Source organism: Bacillus sp. FSL H8-0492, assembly GCF_038006145.1.
In the GTDB taxonomy this organism is placed as follows: domain Bacteria; phylum Bacillota; class Bacilli; order Bacillales; family Bacillaceae_G; genus Bacillus_A; species Bacillus_A mycoides.
Map to the genome: position 1 here is coordinate 4,953,460 of NZ_JBBOUP010000001.1, position 22,326 is coordinate 4,975,785.

22 protein-coding genes and 1 pseudogene are annotated in these 22,326 nt (G+C 37.4%); 4 read left to right on the forward strand and 19 right to left on the reverse strand.

What is annotated here, in order from left to right:
* Positions 1–4: 4 nt before the first annotated feature.
* The 10 genes and pseudogenes from uvrB to MHH66_RS25735 form a co-directional block, all read right to left on the reverse strand.
* Positions 5–1,981: an excinuclease ABC subunit B gene (gene uvrB / locus MHH66_RS25690; RefSeq protein ID WP_002016097.1), complete on the reverse strand. Its 1,977-nt coding sequence runs from the start codon at positions 1,979–1,981 to the stop codon at positions 5–7.
* A 150-nt stretch (positions 1,982–2,131) separates the two neighbouring features.
* A complete protein-coding gene (locus MHH66_RS25695) occupies positions 2,132–2,563 on the reverse strand; it encodes a DUF4362 domain-containing protein (RefSeq protein WP_078184819.1) in 432 nt (143 codons plus the stop codon).
* A 47-nt stretch (positions 2,564–2,610) separates the two neighbouring features.
* Positions 2,611–3,231, reverse strand: a complete 621-nt coding sequence (locus MHH66_RS25700; RefSeq protein WP_002139151.1) for a hypothetical protein — start codon at positions 3,229–3,231, stop codon at positions 2,611–2,613.
* Complete coding sequence (locus MHH66_RS25705; RefSeq protein WP_078184820.1) at positions 3,228–3,989, reverse strand: MerR family transcriptional regulator; 762 nt, start codon at positions 3,987–3,989, stop codon at positions 3,228–3,230. The genes MHH66_RS25700 and MHH66_RS25705 overlap by 4 nt, the downstream gene beginning before the upstream one ends.
* Before the next feature lie 100 nt (positions 3,990–4,089).
* Entirely contained in the window at positions 4,090–4,317 is a 228-nt protein-coding gene (locus MHH66_RS25710; RefSeq protein WP_078184821.1) for a hypothetical protein, read from the reverse strand.
* A gap of 16 nt (positions 4,318–4,333) precedes the next feature.
* Complete coding sequence (locus MHH66_RS25715; RefSeq protein ID WP_234803726.1) at positions 4,334–4,654, reverse strand: ATPase; 321 nt, start codon at positions 4,652–4,654, stop codon at positions 4,334–4,336.
* A 68-nt stretch (positions 4,655–4,722) separates the two neighbouring features.
* Positions 4,723–4,944, reverse strand: a complete 222-nt coding sequence (locus tag MHH66_RS25720) for a hypothetical protein (protein ID WP_078184823.1) — start codon at positions 4,942–4,944, stop codon at positions 4,723–4,725.
* A gap of 18 nt (positions 4,945–4,962) precedes the next feature.
* A pseudogene (locus MHH66_RS25725) lies at positions 4,963–5,351 on the reverse strand (hypothetical protein).
* A gap of 11 nt (positions 5,352–5,362) precedes the next feature.
* The gene (locus MHH66_RS25730; protein ID WP_078184892.1) at positions 5,363–5,560 is read right to left on the reverse strand and encodes a helix-turn-helix transcriptional regulator; all 198 of its coding nucleotides are present in this window, start codon (positions 5,558–5,560) and stop codon (positions 5,363–5,365) included.
* A 79-nt stretch (positions 5,561–5,639) separates the two neighbouring features.
* Complete coding sequence (locus tag MHH66_RS25735; RefSeq protein WP_078184824.1) at positions 5,640–6,662, reverse strand: YeiH family protein; 1,023 nt, start codon at positions 6,660–6,662, stop codon at positions 5,640–5,642.
* A gap of 152 nt (positions 6,663–6,814) precedes the next feature.
* On the opposite strand from MHH66_RS25735, the gene MHH66_RS25740 reads away from it, so the two are divergent.
* The 4 genes from MHH66_RS25740 (at position 6,815) to abc-f (ending at position 10,578) form a co-directional block, all read left to right on the forward strand.
* On the forward strand, positions 6,815–7,708 hold the full coding sequence (locus MHH66_RS25740) for a LysR family transcriptional regulator (RefSeq protein ID WP_078184825.1): 894 nt from the start codon (positions 6,815–6,817) through the stop codon (positions 7,706–7,708).
* Positions 7,709–7,759: 51 nt separating this feature from the next.
* Entirely contained in the window at positions 7,760–8,128 is a 369-nt protein-coding gene (locus tag MHH66_RS25745) for a MerR family transcriptional regulator (RefSeq protein ID WP_002016114.1), read from the forward strand.
* Between the two features lie 4 nt (positions 8,129–8,132).
* A complete protein-coding gene (locus MHH66_RS25750) occupies positions 8,133–8,678 on the forward strand; it encodes a flavodoxin family protein (RefSeq protein WP_063219390.1) in 546 nt (181 codons plus the stop codon).
* Positions 8,679–8,943: 265 nt separating this feature from the next.
* Positions 8,944–10,578 carry a ribosomal protection-like ABC-F family protein gene (gene abc-f / locus MHH66_RS25755; RefSeq protein WP_078184826.1) on the forward strand — a complete coding sequence of 545 codons (1,635 nt, stop codon included), beginning with the start codon at positions 8,944–8,946 and terminating at the stop codon, positions 10,576–10,578.
* 133 nt (positions 10,579–10,711) lie between these two features.
* Here the strand turns inward: abc-f and MHH66_RS25760 are convergent, their stop codons facing one another.
* From MHH66_RS25760 to secA, 9 genes are all read right to left on the reverse strand, one after another.
* Positions 10,712–11,023 (reverse strand): heavy metal-binding domain-containing protein, encoded by a 312-nt coding sequence (locus MHH66_RS25760; RefSeq protein ID WP_002068307.1) that lies wholly within the window; start codon positions 11,021–11,023, stop codon positions 10,712–10,714.
* Between the two features lie 65 nt (positions 11,024–11,088).
* On the reverse strand, positions 11,089–12,804 hold the full coding sequence (locus tag MHH66_RS25765; RefSeq protein WP_002068306.1) for an ABC transporter ATP-binding protein: 1,716 nt from the start codon (positions 12,802–12,804) through the stop codon (positions 11,089–11,091).
* A gap of 128 nt (positions 12,805–12,932) precedes the next feature.
* Complete coding sequence (locus MHH66_RS25770; protein ID WP_207553934.1) at positions 12,933–14,117, reverse strand: PDZ domain-containing protein; 1,185 nt, start codon at positions 14,115–14,117, stop codon at positions 12,933–12,935.
* Between the two features lie 94 nt (positions 14,118–14,211).
* Positions 14,212–15,648, reverse strand: a complete 1,437-nt coding sequence (locus MHH66_RS25775; RefSeq protein ID WP_098167532.1) for a S41 family peptidase — start codon at positions 15,646–15,648, stop codon at positions 14,212–14,214.
* A gap of 118 nt (positions 15,649–15,766) precedes the next feature.
* Positions 15,767–16,660, reverse strand: coding sequence for a permease-like cell division protein FtsX (gene ftsX / locus MHH66_RS25780; protein WP_002089596.1), 894 nt, complete (start codon positions 16,658–16,660; stop codon positions 15,767–15,769).
* On the reverse strand, positions 16,650–17,336 hold the full coding sequence (gene ftsE / locus MHH66_RS25785) for a cell division ATP-binding protein FtsE (RefSeq protein ID WP_003192357.1): 687 nt from the start codon (positions 17,334–17,336) through the stop codon (positions 16,650–16,652). Before ftsE ends, ftsX begins: the two co-directional genes overlap by 11 nt.
* Before the next feature lie 323 nt (positions 17,337–17,659).
* Positions 17,660–17,983: a cytochrome c551 gene (gene cccB / locus MHH66_RS25790; RefSeq protein ID WP_002016129.1), complete on the reverse strand. Its 324-nt coding sequence runs from the start codon at positions 17,981–17,983 to the stop codon at positions 17,660–17,662.
* 456 nt (positions 17,984–18,439) lie between these two features.
* A protein-coding gene (gene prfB / locus MHH66_RS25795; RefSeq protein WP_098167533.1) for a peptide chain release factor 2 occupies positions 18,440–19,538 on the reverse strand; the annotation gives its coding sequence in 2 pieces (ribosomal slippage) (positions 18,440–19,465 and positions 19,467–19,538; 1,098 coding nt in all).
* A 144-nt stretch (positions 19,539–19,682) separates the two neighbouring features.
* Complete coding sequence (secA, locus tag MHH66_RS25800; protein ID WP_078184828.1) at positions 19,683–22,190, reverse strand: preprotein translocase subunit SecA; 2,508 nt, start codon at positions 22,188–22,190, stop codon at positions 19,683–19,685.
* Between the last annotated feature and the right edge of the window lie 136 nt (positions 22,191–22,326).

Below are 22,326 nucleotides of genomic sequence, written 5' to 3' on the forward strand. Positions count from 1 at the left end.
CTTTTCACCCTTCCGCTTTTAATTCTAATAGTAAATCTCTTAATTCAGCTGCACGCTCGAAATCTAATGCCTTTGCTGCTTCTTTCATCTCTGCTTCCATCTTCGCAATTGTATTTTCACGTTCTTTTTTCGTCATCTTCTTAGCTGGTGTTGCTTCATATATTTCCGTATCCTCAGCTGCTGTTGTCGCACGAATAACGTCACGTACTCCTTTTTGAATCGTTTTCGGCGTAATACCATGCTTTTCATTGTAAGCTTCTTGTATACTACGACGACGCTGTGTTTCTTCAATTGCAATTCCCATTGATCTCGTTATGCGATCTGCGTACATAATAACGCGGCCGTTTGCATTACGCGCCGCACGACCAATTGTTTGAATTAATGAACGCTCTGAACGTAGGAACCCTTCCTTATCAGCATCTAAAATAGCTACAAGTGATACTTCTGGAATATCTAATCCTTCTCGTAATAAGTTAATACCGACAAGTACATCAAACTTACCAAGGCGAAGATCACGGATAATTTCAATACGCTCTAATGTTTTAATTTCAGAGTGAAGATAATTCACTTTAATTCCTACATCTTTTAAATAGTCCGTTAAATCCTCTGACATTTTCTTCGTTAAAGTCGTAATTAATACACGTTCATTTTTCGCAATCCGGTCATGGATTTCTCCTAGTAAATCATCTATTTGTCCTTCAATTGGTCGTATATCAATTGGTGGATCTAAAAGCCCTGTTGGACGAATAATTTGTTCTATTGCTTTCGGTGACTGCTCTAACTCGTACGGTCCTGGCGTTGCCGAAACGTAAATAACTTGATTCGTTTTCTCTTCAAACTCATCAAACGTGAGCGGTCTATTATCTAAAGCTGATGGCAGACGGAATCCATGATCAACAAGCACTTGCTTACGTGCTTGGTCCCCGTTATACATCGCTCTTACTTGCGGAACCGATACGTGCGACTCATCCATAACGATTAAGAAATCCTCTGGAAAATAATCTAAAAGCGTATACGGCGTTGAACCTGCTGGACGAAGTGTTAAATGACGGGAATAGTTTTCAATCCCTGAACAAAAGCCCATCTCGCGCATCATTTCTAAATCATAACGCGTTCGCTGTTCTATGCGCTGCGCCTCTAACAACTTACCGTTATCATTTAATTCTTTTAAACGCTCTTCTAATTCTTTTTCGATATTTTCAATAGCGACCTTCAGCTTTTCTTCACGTGTAACGAAGTGAGATGCCGGGAAGATTGCTACATGATCACGTTCTGCTAATACTTCACCCGTTAATGCATTTACTTCTCGAATACGATCTATTTCATCCCCAAAAAATTCAATTCGAATACAATGCTCATCAAGTGATGCGGGGAAGATTTCAACTACATCTCCGCGCACACGGAATGTACCACGCTTAAAATCAATATCATTACGTCCATACTGTACATCAACAAGTTCACGAAGCAATTGATTGCGGTCCTTTTCCATACCAACTCGAAGCGAAACAACTAACTCGCGGTATTCTTCCGGAGAACCTAAACCGTATATGCACGAAACACTCGCAACGATAATAACATCATCTCTTTCAAATAAAGAAGACGTTGCCGAGTGGCGTAATTTATCAATTTCATCGTTAATTTGCGCATCTTTTTCAATAAACGTATCCGTATGTGGTACGTACGCTTCCGGCTGATAATAATCGTAATAACTAACAAAATACTCCACAGAATTGTTAGGAAAGAAATCTTTCAGCTCACTATATAACTGTCCTGCTAACGTTTTATTATGAGCCATTACAAGTGTTGGCTTCTGCACTTCTTTAATGACATTTGAAATCGTAAATGTCTTACCCGTTCCTGTCGCTCCAAGCAACACTTGCTTTTTCTTTCCACTATTAATTCCCTCTACAAGCTTCTCTATCGCTCCCGGCTGATCACCTTGCGGGGAATACTCTGAGATAATTTCAAATGGATGTTCCAACTAAAAACCGACCTCCTCATAAAAATCTGTATTATTATTTTACCACGAATGCCCATAAAAAACCTAAAAAAACGAACAGATATTCGGTAAAACTTTCGACATTATATACATAAAAAAGGAAGGAATAAATACTTCCTTCCTCTACTAACTCTATTTTTTAAGTACATATAATAAGTCATATCCATTGCGCCCATTTTCATTCGTACAATCTATTAACCTATACGCCGTTTCTGATTCACGTTGCTCTTTAACAATCCTTTTACAACTATCTTTATGTAACCTTTTATGGTCACCAGCAAATTGATCTTGTCTATTATCTAACACATAAAGTATATCTTTCTCACTATGCTCTAACGTTTGAAAAATCGGGTCACCTTCATGTGTATACTGTACAATTCTTATTTTATCAACTTCCCCTTGTTCCACATTCCAAACGAACTTCTCGAATTTATCTAGATTAGAAATTTCTGCCCCCTTTGCAACGACATCATTCTTCTTATCAATTGCACTGTTAGGTTGTGAACATGCTACTAAACTAAAGAGAAATAAGCATATAAAACCTGTTCTTTTTCCTATTGTTATCCTCTCCTATACAAACTATTGGTATACTAGAAAAAAGCTACTTTCCTCTATGAAAGTAGCTTCTTGTTTCCTTTCTCCTTCTTCGGAAAAATAACATATGAAAATGAAATCGCAGTATCCGCTAAAAGAATAATAGCCCATACTTGGCTTACACGGCTTGCTGCTTTATTTAAAACGATTCCTGACTCTAACCAATTCCCCCACTGTTCTACTGGAATAAGCCCATACATGAAGAAAAAGAATATATGAACAGCAACAAACAAAATAAGATGTAAAACCCAATTTTTCATTTCCTGCTTCGCATGCGCCATCCCTGCTACTTCAATTGGTTCTTCGATAATAGGCGCCGGTTCATTCCGCCACTTCGCAACTAATTTTTGTACATATATATCTAATTTCTTCAAATCCTTTTTCCCATAAAAAACTGCATATAATAAAATGATTACCGTAATGATTTGAAAATTAGAGAACTTCCCTGTTTGATAATAGTCCACTACCCCTAAAGTTAAAATAAACACTTCATTTATGAGCAGCACAATCCCCATAATAAAGCTCGCCTTTTTCAAGCGAAATCCATACCTTAGTAAAAAGAATCCGACAGCTGATAGCCAAAATACAATCTCCGCACCAATTAAAAAGTACCATCGATATTCTGCGAGTATACTCATTTATCCCTCTCCCTTTCATCATATATACGAAAAGCCTCATCCATATATACTAGAAGCTCTTCTTCAATTGGATACATACTCATTTTCTGTGAATCTTCTTTTGACTTTCTTACTTCCCACAATTTATCTAAAAATGCTTCATCACCATTTGCCATCTCTAAACACTTCTGCATTAATTTCTTTGTTGCGCCTTGTACCTCATCACATGATGCTTCCTTACCGTCTTTCATAAAGTTACGTAGTTGCTTTAATAAATCTACCCACTCTAATACATTCGGATCTTCTTCACTCATATTTGGTAAATTACGAAGTAAATCTTGCTCTTCCTTTGAAAATAATTCATTTTGGAATATTTCACGTATACGAGGAGACTGTTTCGAAAGCTGAATGAGTTCAAACATAACTTTCCAATCCAGTTCTCCCTCCACATCTACTGAATAAACAACTGCCTGTAAAATACGTTCCATTCGATTAAATTTCTTTTGTTCTTCCTGTACAAATCTAAGTTGTTTTTCAAGCGAGTCTTTTGAATTAAGTTCACCTTTTACTAACATATTCGTAATCTCTTTTAATGAAAAACCCATTTCTTTTAAAAATAAAATTTGCTGCAAACGAACAACATCTCTCTCGCTATATAACCGATGTCCTCCATCAGTTTTCCCACTCGACTTTAATAAATCAATTTGATCATAATAACGTAACGTCCTTACTGTAACCCCTGTTTCCCTCGTTAGTTCTTGAATTGAAATCAACTCCATCACCTCTTCTCCTTCATTATAAAAGATGACGTTACGTAACTTTCAAGTAGTTTGTAAAAAAAATACAAAAAGCTGTTTATACCTTTTGTATAAACAGCTTTTATGGAAATAACCCCTTTTGTATAGCACGACCACAAAATAAAATAATTGCCCCTAAAACAACACTTGTTGCTGTTTTATGATAATGCGCTAAAATTAATAAATAGTATGATAAACCTACAGCACCAATCATAATACATACACTTGGCACTGGATTGCGAGAGAAGTTTTGTATTCCCCAAAACAAAGCAAAAATAGCCGTAGCGACACATAATACCGGTAATCCCATCCCAGTTCCCCTTTTTCTATCTATTCCTTGTTGCTAACACACTCGTCGATGCCATACTTATTAATAAACCAAAAATAGCAATATATAATAACTCATTTACATGTACTACTTGCCTATCTAAATACTTATTTACACAAAGATACATAATGAACAAAAAAACGCAGCTTGTAATACAAATCGTAAAATATGACTTCATATTGTTCACAACTCGCTCATCAATTGACGGTACTCTCTCTTCTTTCAAACGCTTCTGTTCTCTATATTCCGAAATGCCATATAAAATGACTAGTGCTACATTCGATATGAAGATCGTTCCCCACGAAATACTTAAAATCATTAAACTCACATTTAAAGCAAGACCCGCTAAAAACAAACTTCCTATGAACCGTATAACATCTTACTTACTCATACATGATCAGCTTCTTGTTGATTTCTATACTTCCACTTCGGCCAATAGTTCACAAGAAAATACACCCACTGCCCTAGTACAAATAAAACAAACGGCATACCAGCATTTCCATCAACAATTAAATTATATAAACTCCATATCGCTAAACTAATCGTAAAAAATAACCCTACATATTTAAACGCTTTATCTGACTGGAATCTCTCAAACTCATCTTGCATTTTTCATTCCGCCTATCTCTATGCTCGTTTCCCTATCATGACTCCTATGATGAGACTACCCGCAAATAAGAAACTACATATCATAAATATTTCTTGCACTGGTATAACAGCTCTGCCCATTGCTTTACTCGCAACAATATAAACAATAAGCAATAGAAACGCGAATACAAATGAGACATTTACATATTTTTTATATTTTCATTTACTCGCTCATCTATATCTGGAAGTTCTTCTTTTTTGTACTTACGCTTTTTGTAATAGGCATACACTATCAAAAATACAATTGCTAAAACGTTACTCACTATGAGCGGTAAAATTGGTATAGCCGGATTCATAATATGAACTACAATGTCTCCCAAAAACAATCCAATAGTCGCACCAATCAATAACTTTTTATTATCTTCCATTTTTTCTCCCCTTACTCTAGCGTAAATATTTCCTCCACCTTCACCCCAAAATATTTGGCGATTTTTAGGGATAACTCTAGACTCGGGTTATAATGATGGTTTTCAATCGCCACAATCGTCTGCCGCGTCACTTGCATTGCCTTTGCCATTTCAATTTGCGTTATATGATGTTGTTTTCGCAATTCTTTAATTTTATTTTTCACACCCATAGGCTCCACCTTCGAAAGTAAAGATATCTTTACAAAAAAAGGTAAAAAAAGAGACATCTATAAGATGCCTCTTTTTTTGCTACATAAATCCTAATGTATATACAAGAACGTACCCAAGAACAGATAAGCAAACCGAGCCAATCAACCCTGCCACGAATGCCCTACTTCCTAATTTGCGGAACGTTTTAAACTCTACATTTAAACCTAGCCCTGCCATTGCCATTGCAATAAGCATGTACGCAATTACTACAATATATCCGGCAACAACTTCTGGGATAATCCCAATCGAATGCACCGCACTCATTGCTAAAAATCCGAAGATGAACCAAGGAATCGGAAGGTCGCGCCACGATCTTTTTTCCTTGCTTTCCTCGCTCTTACCAAACCATAATCCAATTAAAATCGCTACTGGCACAAGCATCGCTACGCGCGTTAACTTCACAATAACCGCGATGTCTACAGCCGTGCTACCTCCTGGCGCTGCAGCCGCGATAACGTGAGCAATTTCGTGCAGCGTCGCACCTGAGAACACCCCGTAACCGTAGGGTGAGAAGCCAAGCACTGGGTATAATAGCGTATAAATAAGTGTAAATATTGTACCTAAAATTGCAATAATCGCTGCCCCCACTGCTGTTTCTTCATCTTTCGCTTTCACTTGCGGTGCAATTGCCACGACCGCTGCAGCTCCGCAAATTGCCGTCCCACATGCTGTTAAAATTCCAAGTTTCTGTTCTACTTTAAATACTTTCGTTAGTCCATATACAACGAAAATTGTAAATGTAATAACAACCGCTGCGATGACCAATACTTTCGGCCCCGCCTTCGCAATATCTACAAGATTTAACCGCATTCCAAGTAAAATGATCCCAAAGCGAAGCAACTTCTTACTCGCAAAGTTCGTTCCCACTATCGCTTCTTGAGGAATCCCGATTGCAGCGCGCCAAACCATCCCGATTAGAATAGCGATTACTAATTGTCCCATAATATTTAAAAATGGAAGCTCTGCTAAATATTTCGCGGCGATTGCGATTAATAACGTAATCCCAATACCTTGCGAAAATCCAAAGCCCTTCTTCTTTTGTATAACAAGTGTTTGTTCCACTTTGTACCACCCCAATAATCGTATTGGAACATGCATGTTCTTTCTAGTTACATTATAAGAGAGTTTTAATAATAAGTTTAATATCAATATTGAATCCCTATCATCAGAAATACTTATGATAAAATAAAAGAAAAAATAAAGGGGCCTAACAAATGAACGTCGACATTTTAAAGATCTTTGTTACTGTCGTTGAGCAAAAGCATTTCTCTCGTGCTGCGGAACTATTAAATCTTTCACAACCTGGCGTTAGTATGCACATTCGCAACCTGGAAAATGAATTTGGGACTACACTTATTCAGCGGTCCCCAAAGCACGTCCAAGTTACGGAAGCTGGAAACATATTATACATACACGCAAAGCAAATGCTTTCACTTTATGAAGATGCAAAACAGGAAATTAACGACCTACATAACGTTGTAACAGGAACACTTCGCATCGGCGCTAGCTTTACAATTGGCGAATACTTACTTCCAAAAATACTTGCGCGCTTTGCCAATGAAAATCCACACGTCGAAGTTCATACATTTATCTCAAATACGGAAGAAGTTTTACAAAGCCTCCGCTCTAATCAAATTGATATCGGCTTAGTGGAAGGCCAAGTCGTATACGCTGACGTAGATGTTGAAACTTTTATGCAAGATGAAATGAAACTCGTCGTCCCGCCAAACCACCCATTGCTCCATATCAAGGGGATTAACGAAAATACATTGCAAGACCAAGTCTGGGTATTAAGGGAGAGCGGCTCTGGCACACGTGCCTATAGCGATCGCTTTATACACCAACATCATTTAAAAATGAAACGCTTCTTTACATTTAGCAGTATTCAAAGCGTGAAGGAAGCCGTTGCAGCCGGTCTTGGCATCGCTATCCTTTCAGATTGGACTGTTCGAAAAGAACTATTAGCAAAAGAAATATTCCACATCCCTGTTCCGAACGAAGAGCTAATCCGTCCATTCTCCATCGTGCGCGGCAAATATTTCATTCCGTCTAAAGCCATTCAAGTGTTTTTAAATCATGTGAATTCTTTTGCGAAAAAACAAAGTTGACCTTCACATTAGTGTGAAGGTTTACAATACATGTAAAAGGAGTGAAACGCATTGCGAATTGGAGAGTTATCAAAAGAAACTGGGGTTAGCGAAAGGGCACTAAGACATTATGAAGAAAAGGGATTACTCCCTTCGAAACGCCTAGCAAATGGCTACCGTGATTTTGATGAAAGTGCAATCGAAAAAGTAGAGCTGATTCAAATGTACTTGCAAATCGGCTTAAATTTAGAAGAAACAGAACGAATGCTACGTTGCCTCGAAATCGAGCCACATCTTTACGAAAATCCGTGTAGTAGTATCCTTGCACTTTACGAAGACAAACTTGATGAGGTAACGAAGCAAATCACATTACTTTCCAACATTCAAACGAATTTGCAAAAACACGTTTCACTCCTAAAACAAGCAAAAGAAAAGGGATGATTACATGTTTGTTATACATGGCAGTTCAAGACAAAACGGAAATACGGAAGCTTTAACACATATGGTGATTCATGGGATTGAAACAGAACAAATTTACTTGCGTGATCATATCGTCCACCCAATCATAGATCAGCGCCATGATGTAGAAGGATTTCAACCTGTAAATGATGACTACGAGCAGTTAATTGAGCGCATGCTAGAGCACGACACAATTATCTTCGCTACACCGCTATACTGGTACGGAATGAGCGGCCACATGAAGAACTTCGTTGATCGCTGGTCACAAAGCTTGCGTAATAAGTCTCTTCATTTCAAAGAAAAAATGAAAGGCAAAAAAATGTACGTTGTCATCGTTGGCGGAGACAGTCCAAAACTGAAAGCATTGCCGCTTATCGCCCAGTTTCAATATATCTTTGATTTTGTTGGTTCATCATTTGAAGGGTATATTATTGGGGATGCGAATGGACTAGATGAAATCAAGAACGATGCTGAGGCGCTGGCAAAAGCACAGTTGTATAATAATAAATTCAAAAATAGCACACAGAAATAAGTTTGACAAATCCATTTGTATGCGCATACAATAAAAATAATATTATGAAAGGAAGGTACTTTGACCAATGAAGTTCTAATTCTCTTATTTATTTCATCCATCACAAATAGTGAACAAAAATGATGAAAACTAGCAGAGGATTAGTCTGTCCATTTGTCGATACTTTCTTTCGATACGATCATGTAAAAAAATCGTTTATTTATGTACGATTTTTACATTGAAGGGCGACATTTATCCTCTCTAGTGAAACTAGGGAGGTTTTTTTATGACTATTTTAATCGCACGTAATATCGAAAAGAGCTTTGGTGATCGCACCATATTTACGTTACCATCACTAGAAATTCAAGCAAACGATCGTATAGGGATTGTCGGAGTCAACGGAGCTGGAAAATCTACGTTATTACAAATATTAAGTAAAGAAATAGAAGCTGACAAAGGCACAGTAACTCATCATAGTTCTATCGCCATCATTCCACAGCTTAGCGAGAGGATACCGGAAACCGCTTCTTCCCTCGCTAAAGGCAAATGGAATATTTCAAACGTCGCAAATTCAATGAGTGGCGGTGAACGAATGCGCCTAAAGATCGCCCATGCCCTCGAACAAGATGCAGGCATTCTATTTGCTGATGAGCCAACAAGTCACTTAGACATGTTCGGTACAGAGCAATTAGAAAAGGCACTTTTATCTTATAAAGGTGCACTTGTTTTAATATCGCATGATCGTGATCTTTTAGATGCCATATGTACAAAAATCATCGAAGTTGAAGACGGTACTATTCAAGAATATAAAGGTAATTATTCAAACTATCGAAAGCAAAAAGAACGTGAGCGAATACAAAAGCAAGCAGAATATGATCAATATATACAAGAAAAAAATCGGTTAGAACAGTCAATTTCACAAAGAAAGCAACGTGCTTCTAGCATGACAAAAATCCCAACACGGTTCAGTTCATCTGAATCTAAACTTTATAAGTGCAGCGGGGCTCATGGGCAAGAAAATGTTAGCAAAGTAGCGAAAGTACTAGAAACACGCCTTGAAAAGTTGGAACAGAAAGAAAAACCAAAGGACTTTTCTCAAGCTCAGTTTGACGTACAATACCACACACCAATTCATAGTAAAGCAGTTGTTCAGTTTAATAAAACAACGAAGAAAATAGGGGATCGCACACTATTTAAAAATATGAATGGAACAATTGTCCCTGGGGCAAAGCTTGCTATTTTAGGGGGAAACGGAAGCGGAAAAACAACTTTGTTCAAAATGCTTCTCGCGAACGAGCGTGGCATTCAGCTTTCGAAAAGTTGTAAAATTGGATACTTTGAACAAACATTATCTATTTTAAAAACAGATAAAACAATTTTAGAAAACGTTCTAGAAGAAACAAACTATACAGAATCGTTCGTTCGAACAATACTTGCAAGGCTCCTATTCCGCCGTGAAGATGTTCATAAACCTGTGCACATCTTAAGTGGTGGAGAACGCATGAAGGTTGCACTCGCAAAAGTATTTTTAGGAAACTATAATATGCTTCTGCTCGACGAACCGACAAACTATTTAGACTTGGCAACGCAAGAAGAATTAGAAAGTATGTTACAGGAGTATCCTGGCACAATACTTTTCATTAGCCATGACCGTGCCTTTATTCGTTCTGTTGCAAACCATATTCTACAAGTAGATGAGAGCGAACCAAGAATATTCCACGGCAATTACGAGCAATACACAAAAAGAACCACCCAAGCTTCTGTAAACGTTACTGAACAAGAATTATTACGGTTACAAACAAAATTAACAGAAATCATCAGCCGGATTTCTATCCCAAATCAGCATGATGACATCACATTTCTCGAACAAGAATACGAAAAATTATTAGTTCGAATTCGGCAGTGTAAAGAAGCGCTCTAATGTCTTCCCCATATATCGACGGGACCTTCCACATTTCCCAAGAAATATCGAGGCTTCGACATAGAATATCACCCTACCTATCATGTTAGACACAATAACAACAAAAAGCCGTGCACCAGCACGGCTTTTCACTTTATATACGGACAGCAGTCCCACTCACCGCAACCATTAGCATTCCTTCGCGAACTACTTCGTAGTCCACGTCGATACCAACAATGGCGTTCGCATTTTTTTGTCTTGCGAGAGTTTTCATCTCTTCCATTGCAATGTCGCGCGCTTCTTTTAATTTACTTTCATAGGCGCCTGCGCGACCACCGACAACGTCACGGACAGAAGCGAAAAGGTCACGAACGATATTCGCACCCATGATTGCTTCGCCATTAACGATATCGATATACTCAATAATTTCTTTCCCTTGAATTGTAGAAGTTGTTGTTACAATCATGCTTTATAGCCTCCCATATAAGATTTCCACTTACTTATGGTGCACTAATTCAGCAGAAATTATATTTACGAACTAAACTGCGCCTCATACAATCGGCTGTAACCCTCGCCTCGTTCGATTAGTTCCTCATGTGAACCTTGTTCTGCAATACCGTCTTTATTTACAACGACGATGCGATCTGCATTTTTAATCGTTGCAAGCCTGTGAGCGATAACTAATGTTGTACGGCCGACAGATAGTTCTGCAAGTGATTTTTGGATAGCAAGTTCTGTCTCTGTATCTAGCGCAGAAGTTGCTTCATCTAAAATTAAAATTGGCGGGTTCTTCAAGAACATACGTGCAATCGCTAAGCGCTGCTTTTGTCCTCCTGAAAGTTTCACACCACGCTCACCGATAACTGTATCTAAACCGTCTGGTTGCGAGTAAATTAAGTCCTCTAGCTGAGCACGTTTTACCGCCTGCCAAATTTCAGATTCTGAAGCTTTTAAGTTTCCATAAGCGATATTTTCACGAATTGTTCCTGAGAATAAGAAAACATCTTGCTGTACAATTCCGATTTGCTTACGAAGTGACGATAACGTCATCTCTTTAGTGTCAATGCCATCAATTTGAATTGATCCAGATGAGTGTTCATAAAAACGAGGTAATAAACTACATAGTGTTGTTTTCCCTGCCCCTGATGGTCCAACGAAAGCAACTGTTTCACCTGCATGTATTTTCAAACTAATATCGTTTAAAATCGGCTCTTTATTTTCATATCCGAACGTGATGTTATTGTATTGAATATCGCCGTGTACATGTTTAACTTCTATCGCATCTTTAGAATCTACAATATCCGGCTCTGTTTCCAGAAGTTCTACATATCTTTTAAAACCAGCGATTCCTTTCGGATAACTTTCAATAACCGCATTAATTTTTTCAATTGGGCGGAAGAAAATATTCGTTAATAAAACGAATCCAATAAATCCACCGTACGTTAATTCACCTTGCAGAACAAACCATGTACCACATATTAATACAAAGAGTGTTACAAGACGCATCAGCATATAACTAATCGATGAATTTAACGCCATAATTTTATACGCCATTAATTTTGTTGTACGGAAACGAGCATTATTTACAGCAAATTGCTCTTGCTCAAACTTTTCATTTCCGAATGCTTGTACAACGCGGATACCACCTACATTGTTCTCGATACATGCATTGAAATCAGCAACGTCTGAGAATAAACGTCTAAACGTACCTGTCATTTTTTTATTGAAGTAAAGTGCCAACCATAATAAGAACGGGATTACGAAGAATGTTAGAAGTGCTAACTTCCAGTTAATCATCATCATAAATGAAAATGCTCCAACTAAAGTCATAATGGCAATGAATAAATCTTCTGGTCCATGGTGAGCAATTTCCCCAATTTCCATTAAATCGTTTGTAAGACGTGAAATTAAATGACCTGTTTTATTATTATCAAAAAATCTGAATGATAGCTTTTGAATGTGATCAAATAATTTCTGCCTCATATCTGTTTCAATGTTAACGCCAAGCATATGTCCCCAATATGTAACAACATATTGCAAACCTGCATTTAACACATAAACTACGAACAAGCCGAAACAAGCCCATAAAATAAGCGTCCAGTTTTGTCCTGGTAATAACTTATCAATAAATTGATTTACGATAAGCGGGAAACCAAGTTCGAGTAAACCTGCGATAACTGCACAGGAAAAATCGAGTACGAATAAACCTTTGTACGGTTTATAGTAAGAAAAAAATTTACGTAGCATATCTTTCCTCCCTTTTCCAAATTAAAAGACTCTCTAAATGATAACCATTATCAAATAATTATTCAAGTTATCCGTCTATGAAACTAAAAAAACCTTCATCTATATTTGATGAAGGTTTCCATTTTATTTTATATAGCTTCCGAATCCCACTCGTGCTCTTGCTGAACAAATACAACACCTAATTCATGATGTCCCCCGGCGTATAATGCCGTTTGAGCAAGACGAAGCTCACCATTTGTATCTACTACTTCTAATTTACAAAACGCTCCTGTCGTCTTCGTTTGAAGCGCGTCATAAAACTCTTCAGTACTTCTTGGAATGATTCCATTTACTTTCGTAATAACTTCTCCAGGCTTTAAATTCATCTCTGCCCCAATTGTATTAGGAATTGTATCTAACACAACAAGTCCATCATTACGTGCGGCAAAGTATGCTGGTCTTTTCTCGTCTGCAATTTTCTCTTGCATCGAGATTGTAAAGCGTCCAAGCATTGCGACTCCCATCGCGATAATTGCGAATACGTGCCACCAGTAACTTGCGATACCTAAAACGAGTACGAGCCCCGCTAAACCATAGACGCGTCTTCCTGTAAATAATAAAGCTTCCGTCGGCTCATAACTTCTAACCTTTCTCATAAATCCAATTAAAAATGGAACGAGGAATAAAGAGTATGTAGTCGAACCTATTGAAACGACAGGCCACCAAGAAATAAATCCTGTCACCGCGTCTCCTGGTATAAGAATAAATACTGGTACAAGCCATAAACGATTGGATTCATGTAGTCCAATTCGTAGCCCACGCTTACCTTTGTTAATTTTCGGCGTAGAATAACGAACTGCATTTTTAGAGATTAATAACCCCTCTACAACGAGCATAACGCCTAGTAAAATAGCAAGGGATACAATCGTATCCTCTTCACCTTCTCCAAGCTGTAAGAAGGAAACTGGCATCTTAGACGATAACAACACGAGTGCAATCGCGATTCCGAAAGTATAAGCTACAGATAAATATCGATACATAGCAGTTAATCCGAATAATAACGTCCAAAGTAAAATTGCCCATAAACTCGCTTTTGAAACAACAAGCCCAAGCCCAATCGTAATAATAGATACGATTAATCCGTACCCAATACCTGCAAATAGAGTTGTTCGTAGTTCAAACCAAATATCATATACTTTAAAAGAAAAATCTTTTCGTTCTCGTAATATACGTAAGTATCCAACGAAGATACTACTAATTAAAAATACATAGACAGCAGGGTGTAAGAAAAAACGTCCAACTGCTCGTAGTATTTCAAAAAGCCATGCCTCCACGAATTCATTCACCACCATTTATATCATTCTTTCTTTTATCTTATCATATTTAACACATAAAAAAATACAGGCATCAAAGTGCCTGTATTCTTTCTTATTTCGCTATTAATTTCAATGCCGTCTGTAATTGTAAATCATTTTCTCCAGAACGGATTTTTTCAATGATTTTAGTTTGAATCGCTTCAGCTGTCTTTTTATCAAGTTGTCCTGTTGCTTCCATCTCATTCGCATTTTGGAATGCTTTTAGTGCTGATTCTGTCTCTTTGCTAAAGTATCCATCTTCACGTCCTGGTACATATCCTAAGCTCTTAAGCATTTCTTGCGCGTGTTTTACTTGTACATCATTTGAATTGTATGAAAGTGTCTTTTCAATTTGAATTGGTGTCGCATGATAATAATCTGGTTGCTTCACTTCTACAGTTGGCGCGATTCCTTTTTTATGAATCCAATTGCCATCTGGTGTTAACCATTTAAACATTGTTAATTTAATATTGCTGCCATCTTTAAATGGAACAGCCTGTTGAACAGTACCTTTACCAAACGTTTTTTCACCAATTAAATCGTATCCTTCTCCTTCTTTTAGCGCACCAGCTAAAATCTCTGAAGCAGAAGCACTTCCGTTATCAATTAATACTGAAATTGGATATGGCTTTCTCTCTTTCAGTTCCGTAGAGAATTTCTTCTTCTCACCATTTCGCTGTTCTACTTGTAGCATTGGCTTTTTATCTGTCATGATGTCTCCTAGTATATCTTCTACACTATTTAAATAACCGCCAGGATTACCACGCACGTCAATAACTAAGCCTTTTATGTTTTTCTTCTCTAGCTCTTTTAACTGATCCTTAAATTCTTTCGCAGTATTTTCAGCGAAAGAAGTAATTTGCATATAACCGATATCTTTTCCGCTATCTTGCTTTACGGAACTAAATACAGTGAAAATCGGAATCTTTTCACGCTTAATTTTAAATTCTATCGGATCAGCCACTCCTGCGCGCTTAATTTCAATTGCAACAGTCGTTCCTTTTTTACCACGAATTTTTAATACTGCTTCTTCACGTGATAAATCTTTCACACTATTTCCATCTACAGATAAAATTTGGTCATTCGGTTTAATTCCTATCTTTTCTGCTGGTGAACCTTTAATTGGCGATACGATAATAAGCTTACCATCCGTCTTGTTCACTTCAGCTCCAATCCCTTCAAGTTCAGGATCCAGTGACTGACTAAACTGTTTTGCCGTTTCTTTATCCATATACGTGGAATAAGGGTCCTTCAGCGTAGACAACATTCCCTGTATCGCACCTTCGACTAATTTGTCGTCTTTCACGTCTTCCACATAACGTGAATCAATTAGTGCATACGCCTCATTAATCTTTACCAAATTTCCTTGCGCTGTGCCAGCATTACCATTCGATACTGTTTGTGTTACATACGCTGGGTTTATCCCAAACCAGTACATACCACCAAACATCCCGCCAGCACCAATTAAAAATGCAACAACCATTCCAATAATTGCAACTCTACGTTTCAATGCGGAATTCCCCTTTCCAGAACACACAGGTGGTGTAGCAAAAGGCATCACACGATGTGTGATGCCTTTTGCTATTTCTACTATATGATAAGCTTGTACGAATTATGTTTGCAACTTTTTATACTTTTAAGAAGCGACGAATTGACATTACACTTCCCCACATACCGATTAATGCACCGATTAACATTAATAAACCAGCTAATTGGAATACGAATGGGTTGTATGGTAGAAGCTCGAAAATTGTTCCGCCAAGTTTTTCATTAAACACACCTTGCAACGAATTATACATAACTAAAATTAGGCCAATTGGAATAATTGATCCTAATACTCCTAGGAATAATCCCTCTAACAAGAACGGCCAACGAATAAACCAGTTTGTTGCACCAACAAGTTTCATAATTTCAATCTCAGTACTACGAGCATAAATTGTGATTTTAATTGTGTTAGAGATTAAGAACATCGCTGTGAATAGAAGACCCGCAATTAACGCAATCCCGATGTTACGACCAGTTTTTACAGTATCAAATAATTTTTCAACTTGACCTTTACCGTATTGAACATTACTTACAAACTGCATTTTCTCAATCTTTTTCGCAATAGTTGCCGTATCTGTTGGTTCTTTCGCCTTTACAACAAATACGTTTTTCAGTGGGTTATCTTGCTCAAATAACTCGAACGTTTTTCCACTATCGCCTAAGCTTTTAATTAAACGTTTCAACTCTTCTTCTTTAGAAGAATATTTAATAGAATCTACTTTCGCAATTTTACTCATATCTTCTTCTAATTTCTTTTGATCAGCTTCTTTTGCTGCTGGATCAACATGCACACGAATTTCTACATCTTGCTCTACTTTCGTCGCAAAATGGTTCATATTCATAATCGCTGTCAAAAAGACACCTACAAGTAATAATGTAACTGTTACTGCACTTACAGAAGCAAATGTCATCCATCCGTTACGGGATAGATTTTTCACACCTTCTCGCAAATGTCGACTAAGGGTTTTAGCCTTCATATCCGTATCCTCCCTCAATCTCGTCTCGAACAATTTTTCCGCCTTCAATTGCAATTACACGATGACGAATTGTATTTACGATATCTGCGTTATGTGTCGCCATAACAATCGTTGTACCACGCTCATTAATACGTTTAAAAATCTTCATAATATCAAGAGCTGTTTCAATATCTAAGTTACCTGTTGGCTCATCGGCAATTACAACCTTTGGCTTATTTACAATCGCTCTTGCAATCGCCACACGTTGTTGCTCTCCGCCCGAAAGCTCGTTTGGAAGTGCATCGGCACGCTCTTCAAGACCAACAAGACCTAACACTTCTGTAACGCGCTCACGAATCGCTTCCTTCTCTTCTTCAATTACTTCTAAAGCAAACGCAACATTCTCATATACCGTTAATTTAGGTAGCAATTTAAAATCTTGGAAAATTACGCCTAATTGACGACGGAAATACGGAACATCTCTTTCTGCTAATGTTTCAATTACAAGTCCATTTACATTAATTGATCCTGTAGATGGCTTCTCTTCACGATACATCATTTTAATAAATGTAGATTTTCCGGCTCCACTCGGTCCAACTACGTATACGAATTCACCTTGTTTAATGTTAACTGTGAGACCAGCAATGGCTTTCATACCATTTGGGTACTCCTTATAAACATTCGTCATTTTTATCATTATTTATCACCCAATACTTAATGATTTTTTTCGAAATACTTTTCTGTACATTTGAAAATAAAAGAAAAACCTTTATTTTCGCTCGACCATTCTTGTTGAAGGTAGCTTCCATACATGCTTTTTATTAGCAACGCTACTCTATGTAATATATTTCATCAAAATTCTACAAACCCCATTGTAACATCAATCGGTTTCCAGTTCGGATACAATTTTGTTACAGTTATGTTACATCCCAATAAAAGGTAAACGAGCTCATGTAATTACTTAACTCGAAGCACTTTTCGGTCAAGTTATACAATCAGCTCGTTTATTAATTACGTTTCTTATTTATGCTCCGCTAACCATTCAGCTACTTTTTTCGCATCTTCACCTTGAATAATTCCTGGTGACATTGAACCGCGGCCTTTTTCAATAATCTTTTCAATCTCTGCTGCGTCATATTTCTGTCCTACTTTTCGTAAATCTGGTCCAGTTGCTCCTGATAAATCTTTAGCGTGACAACCTATACAACTTTTTTGGTAAATTTGCTCTGCGCTATCTGTGCTTGCAGATTGTTTTGATGGTTTACTCTCTTCTTTATTTCCACATGCTCCTAAAGCAAAAACGACTGACGTCCCCAGCGTAATAGCCAACAATTTCTTTTTCACTTCTATCGCTCCCCATTGTTGATATTCTTTTCATTCATAACTAGGCAATAGTTTTCATAACACATTCAATATTTATTATAAGCATTATCTTTATATAGAAAAACTAAGGTGTATTTCATATTTTTCACAAATATAGTGAGAAGCCTATTAAAATAAGCCTTCATAAATTGTTTCAATTCTGTGAACACCTTAGAAAGTTCTATAAAGAGCCTTTTTCTCCAATCAAAACTGAGAAATTCTATATAAAGTCCTACTCTATTACCACTTTGTTTTACTATTCTCTACCTTTTACAAAACAATATACGGCATTGTATTCTACATATAATCTCATCAAAAAGAGAAGTTGTCGTTTCCAACTTCTCTTCCTCTTTATTTCATCAATATAAATAAGATAAGCCTCTTTATATCCTCTTGGACCTCAGCATGTGCCAACAATTCTGTTGGCTTTTTCTCTTATTAAATACGAGAACGTAAATACGCATCAATAAACGGATTAATTTCCCCATCCATAACTGCTTGTACGTTACCAACTTCTGTATTTGTACGATGGTCTTTCACAAGAGAATACGGGTGGAATACGTAAGAACGGATTTGGCTTCCCCATCCAATTTCTTTTTGCTCTCCGCGAATCTCATCTAATTGTGCTTGTTGTTCTTCTAATTTCTTTTGATATAATTTCGCTTTTAGCATTTTCATCGCATGCTCACGGTTTTTAATTTGAGAACGCTCTGACTGACATGTTACAACCGTGTTTGTTGGTAGATGAGTTATACGAACTGCTGAATCTGTCGTATTAACGTGCTGTCCACCTGCACCACTTGCACGATACGTATCTATTTTCAAATCTTCTGTACGCACTTCAATTTCAACTTCATCATTGAATTCAGGTACAACTTCACAAGATACGAACGATGTATGACGACGACCTGAAGAATCGAACGGTGAAATACGTACAAGACGATGTACACCTTTCTCCGCTTTCAAGTAACCGTAAGCGTTATGACCTTTAATTAATAATGTAACACTCTTAATACCAGCTTCATCGCCCGGTAAGTAATCAACCGTTTCTACTTTAAACTTACGTTTTTCAGCCCAGCGCGTGTACATACGTAATAACATAGAACCCCAGTCTTGTGACTCTGTTCCACCTGCACCTGGGTGTAATTCTAAAATAGCGTTATTTTTATCATAAGGATCGCTTAATAGTAACTGCAGCTCGTACTCATTCATTTCTTGAATTAAAGTTTTCACTTCAGATTCTAGTTCCTCATGTAAATCTTCATCATACTCTTCTTTAAGTAAATCATGCGTCATTTCTAAGTTTTCGAACGTCTCATCTAACTGACGGAACCTTCCAACCATATCTTTCAGCGCATTCGCTTCATTAATTACAGCTTGTGCACCTTGTTGGTCATCCCAAAATCCTGCGCCCATCATCGTTTCTTCTAATTCTGCAATTTGTTTTTCCTTAGTAGGAAGGTCAAAGAGACCCCCTAAAAGCCGCTAATCTCTTAGCCATTTTTTCTAATTCTTGCCTAATTTCTACTAATTCCATTTCCTTCACCTCTATGTAATTGCTGTTACTTTCATATGAAAACAAGGGAAACTCTCTCCGCTTATTACGGAGAGAGTTTAATCCTTTTCATTATACATTTTTGATGTAAAAATTTGCAAAGCAGTCTAAAACTACAGTTTCTTATTACTGCCCAATGCCACAACAGTTTTTATATTTCTTGCCACTACCACATTTACATAAATCGTTGCGTCCCATTTGGTCACCTTTTACAACCGGTTTTTTCTTCGCGTCTTCGCCATCGCTTGATGGATGAACAGCTTCACCTTGAACAACTTCTTGACGCTCTAAGTTTTGCTCAATTTCAGCTTTCATAATGTAACGAGAGATTTCCTCTTCAATAGAAGCGATCATCGACTCGAACATTGCGAATCCTTCCATTTGGTATTCACGAAGTGGATCGATTTGTCCGTAAGCACGTAAATAAATACCTTCACGAAGATGATCCATTGCATCGATATGATCTGTCCATTTCGTATCTACAACACGGAATACAACAACCTTTTCGAATTCACGCGTCTGCTCTTCAGGTAGAAGCTTCTCTCTTTCGTTATAACGCTCTAACAATTTCGCGATAATTGATTCGCTCATTTCTTCTGGAGCAAGGCGACGTAACTCTTCTTCTTTTACATCTCCTTCTTCAAGAAGGTTTGTATTTAAGTAATCGACAAGACCTTTAATGCTCCAATCTTCTTCGATTTCTTCTTGCGTATGAAGTGCAACAGCACGTTCTATCGTAGATTTCATCATACCTTCAATAATACTGCGTAAGTTCTCTGAATCCATTACTTCTTGACGCTGTTTATAAATTACTTCACGTTGTTGACGAAGTACATCGTCGTATTGCAATAGCTGCTTACGTGCATCATAGTTATTTCCTTCCACACGTTTTTGCGCAGATTCTACAGCACGAGAAACCATTTTACTTTCGATTGGCTGTGAATCATCCATACCAAGACGATCCATCATCGCTTTCATATTGTCAGAACCGAAGCGGCGCATTAGTTCATCTTCCATTGATAAGTAGAACTGTGTTACACCAGGGTCCCCTTGACGACCAGAACGACCACGTAACTGATTATCAATACGACGGCTTTCGTGACGCTCTGTACCGATAACTGCTAGACCGACGTTTCTAATATCCTCGCCTAACTTAATATCCGTACCACGACCAGCCATATTCGTCGCAATTGTTACAGCGCCTTTCGTACCAGCTTCTGCAATGATATCTGCTTCACGCGCATGGTTTTTTGCATTTAAGATATTATGACGTACACCTTTACGTGTTAACATTTTTGAAATAAGCTCTGACGTTTCAATTGCAACTGTACCAACAAGAATAGGTTGCCCTTGCTTATGACGATTTACAATATCCTCAACAACTGCATTGAATTTACCTTCCATTGATTTGAAGATTAAATCATCACGATCATCACGAATAATATCTTTATTCGTTGGAATTACGATAACATTCATATTGTAAATACTACGGAATTCTTCTTCTTCCGTTTTCGCTGTACCAGTCATACCAGATAATTTTTCGTACATACGGAAGTAGTTTTGGAACGTAATTGTTGCAAGCGTCATACTTTCATTTTGAATTTCTACGCCTTCTTTTGCTTCAATAGCTTGATGTAAACCTTCGCTATAACGACGACCTTTCATAAGACGACCAGTGAATTGGTCTACGATTACGATTTCGCCTTCTTGTACAACATAATCTGTATCAAGGTGCATAACAACGTGTGCACGAAGCGCCTGATTAATATGGTGAAGAAGTGCTACATGTTTTAAATCGAATAAGTTATCGATATGGAAAGCTTTCTCAGCTTTCGTAATACCATCTTCTGTTAACATTACATTTTTCGTTTTCACATCAAATGAATATTCTTTTTCATTTTCTAATGTACGAACGAATGCATTTGCAAACATGTATAGCTCTGCTGATTTTTGAGCTTGTCCCGAAATAATAAGCGGCGTACGTGCTTCATCGACTAAAATAGAATCGACTTCATCGATGATAGCAAAATTAAGTGGACGCTGAACGCACTGCTCTCTATATAACACCATGTTGTCACGTAAATAATCGAACCCAAGCTCGTTATTTGTGCTATACGTAATATCAGCAGCATAAGCAGCTTGTTTCTCTTCACGTGACATACTATTTAAGTTAATCCCTACAGTTAGGCCAAGGAACTCATGAAGTTGTCCCATTTCGCTCGCATCACGTTGCGCTAAATATTCATTGACTGTAACAACGTGAACACCTTTTCCTGTTAATGCGTTTAAATATACAGGTAAAGTAGATGTTAACGTTTTACCTTCACCTGTTTTCATCTCAGAGATATTTCCTTCATGTAAGGCGATACCACCCATTAGCTGTACGCCATATGGACGCATTCCAAGAACACGATTCGCTGCTTCACGAACAACCGCAAAAGCTTCAGGAAGTAGATCATCTACTGTCTCACCTTTTGTTAGACGTTCTTTAAATTCAATCGTCTTTCCTTTTAATTGTTCATCAGTTAGCGGCTTAATAGATGATTCTAATGCATCAATTTGCTCCACTGTCTTCTGCATACGTTTAATTTGGCGTTGGTTGACATCAAATACCTTTTTTAAAATACCGATCATAGGAAATACGCTCCTCTTTTATTAAAATAAAACTTCCGATTGCTTTCTTTTTCTCTTTACAATCAGTCGTTATAAAAATCAAATTAATGTTATGCCAATTTTTCTCCTAATTTAAAAAGCTAAAATGTATAAACCT

Excerpts from the sequence above, each read along its gene's own strand:
- MHH66_RS25700 (WP_002139151.1), bottom strand. The coding sequence starts at position 3,231 with ATGAGTATACTCGCAGAATATCGATGGTACTTTTTAATTGGTGCGGAG.
- MHH66_RS25705 (WP_078184820.1), bottom strand. The coding sequence starts at position 3,989 with ATGGAGTTGATTTCAATTCAAGAACTAACGAGGGAAACAGGGGTTACA.
- MHH66_RS25710 (WP_078184821.1), bottom strand. The coding sequence starts at position 4,317 with ATGGGATTACCGGTATTATGTGTCGCTACGGCTATTTTTGCTTTGTTT.
- MHH66_RS25715 (WP_234803726.1), bottom strand. The coding sequence starts at position 4,654 with ATGATTTTAAGTATTTCGTGGGGAACGATCTTCATATCGAATGTAGCA.
- MHH66_RS25720 (WP_078184823.1), bottom strand. The coding sequence starts at position 4,944 with ATGCAAGATGAGTTTGAGAGATTCCAGTCAGATAAAGCGTTTAAATAT.
- MHH66_RS25730 (WP_078184892.1), bottom strand. The coding sequence starts at position 5,560 with ATGGGTGTGAAAAATAAAATTAAAGAATTGCGAAAACAACATCATATA.
- MHH66_RS25740 (WP_078184825.1), top strand. The coding sequence starts at position 6,815 with ATGAACGTCGACATTTTAAAGATCTTTGTTACTGTCGTTGAGCAAAAG.
- MHH66_RS25750 (WP_063219390.1), top strand. The coding sequence starts at position 8,133 with ATGTTTGTTATACATGGCAGTTCAAGACAAAACGGAAATACGGAAGCT.
- abc-f (WP_078184826.1), top strand. The coding sequence starts at position 8,944 with ATGACTATTTTAATCGCACGTAATATCGAAAAGAGCTTTGGTGATCGC.
- MHH66_RS25760 (WP_002068307.1), bottom strand. The coding sequence starts at position 11,023 with ATGATTGTAACAACAACTTCTACAATTCAAGGGAAAGAAATTATTGAG.
- MHH66_RS25765 (WP_002068306.1), bottom strand. The coding sequence starts at position 12,804 with ATGCTACGTAAATTTTTTTCTTACTATAAACCGTACAAAGGTTTATTC.
- ftsX (WP_002089596.1), bottom strand. The coding sequence starts at position 16,660 with ATGAAGGCTAAAACCCTTAGTCGACATTTGCGAGAAGGTGTGAAAAAT.
- ftsE (WP_003192357.1), bottom strand. The coding sequence starts at position 17,336 with ATGATAAAAATGACGAATGTTTATAAGGAGTACCCAAATGGTATGAAA.
- secA (WP_078184828.1), bottom strand. The coding sequence starts at position 22,190 with ATGATCGGTATTTTAAAAAAGGTATTTGATGTCAACCAACGCCAAATT.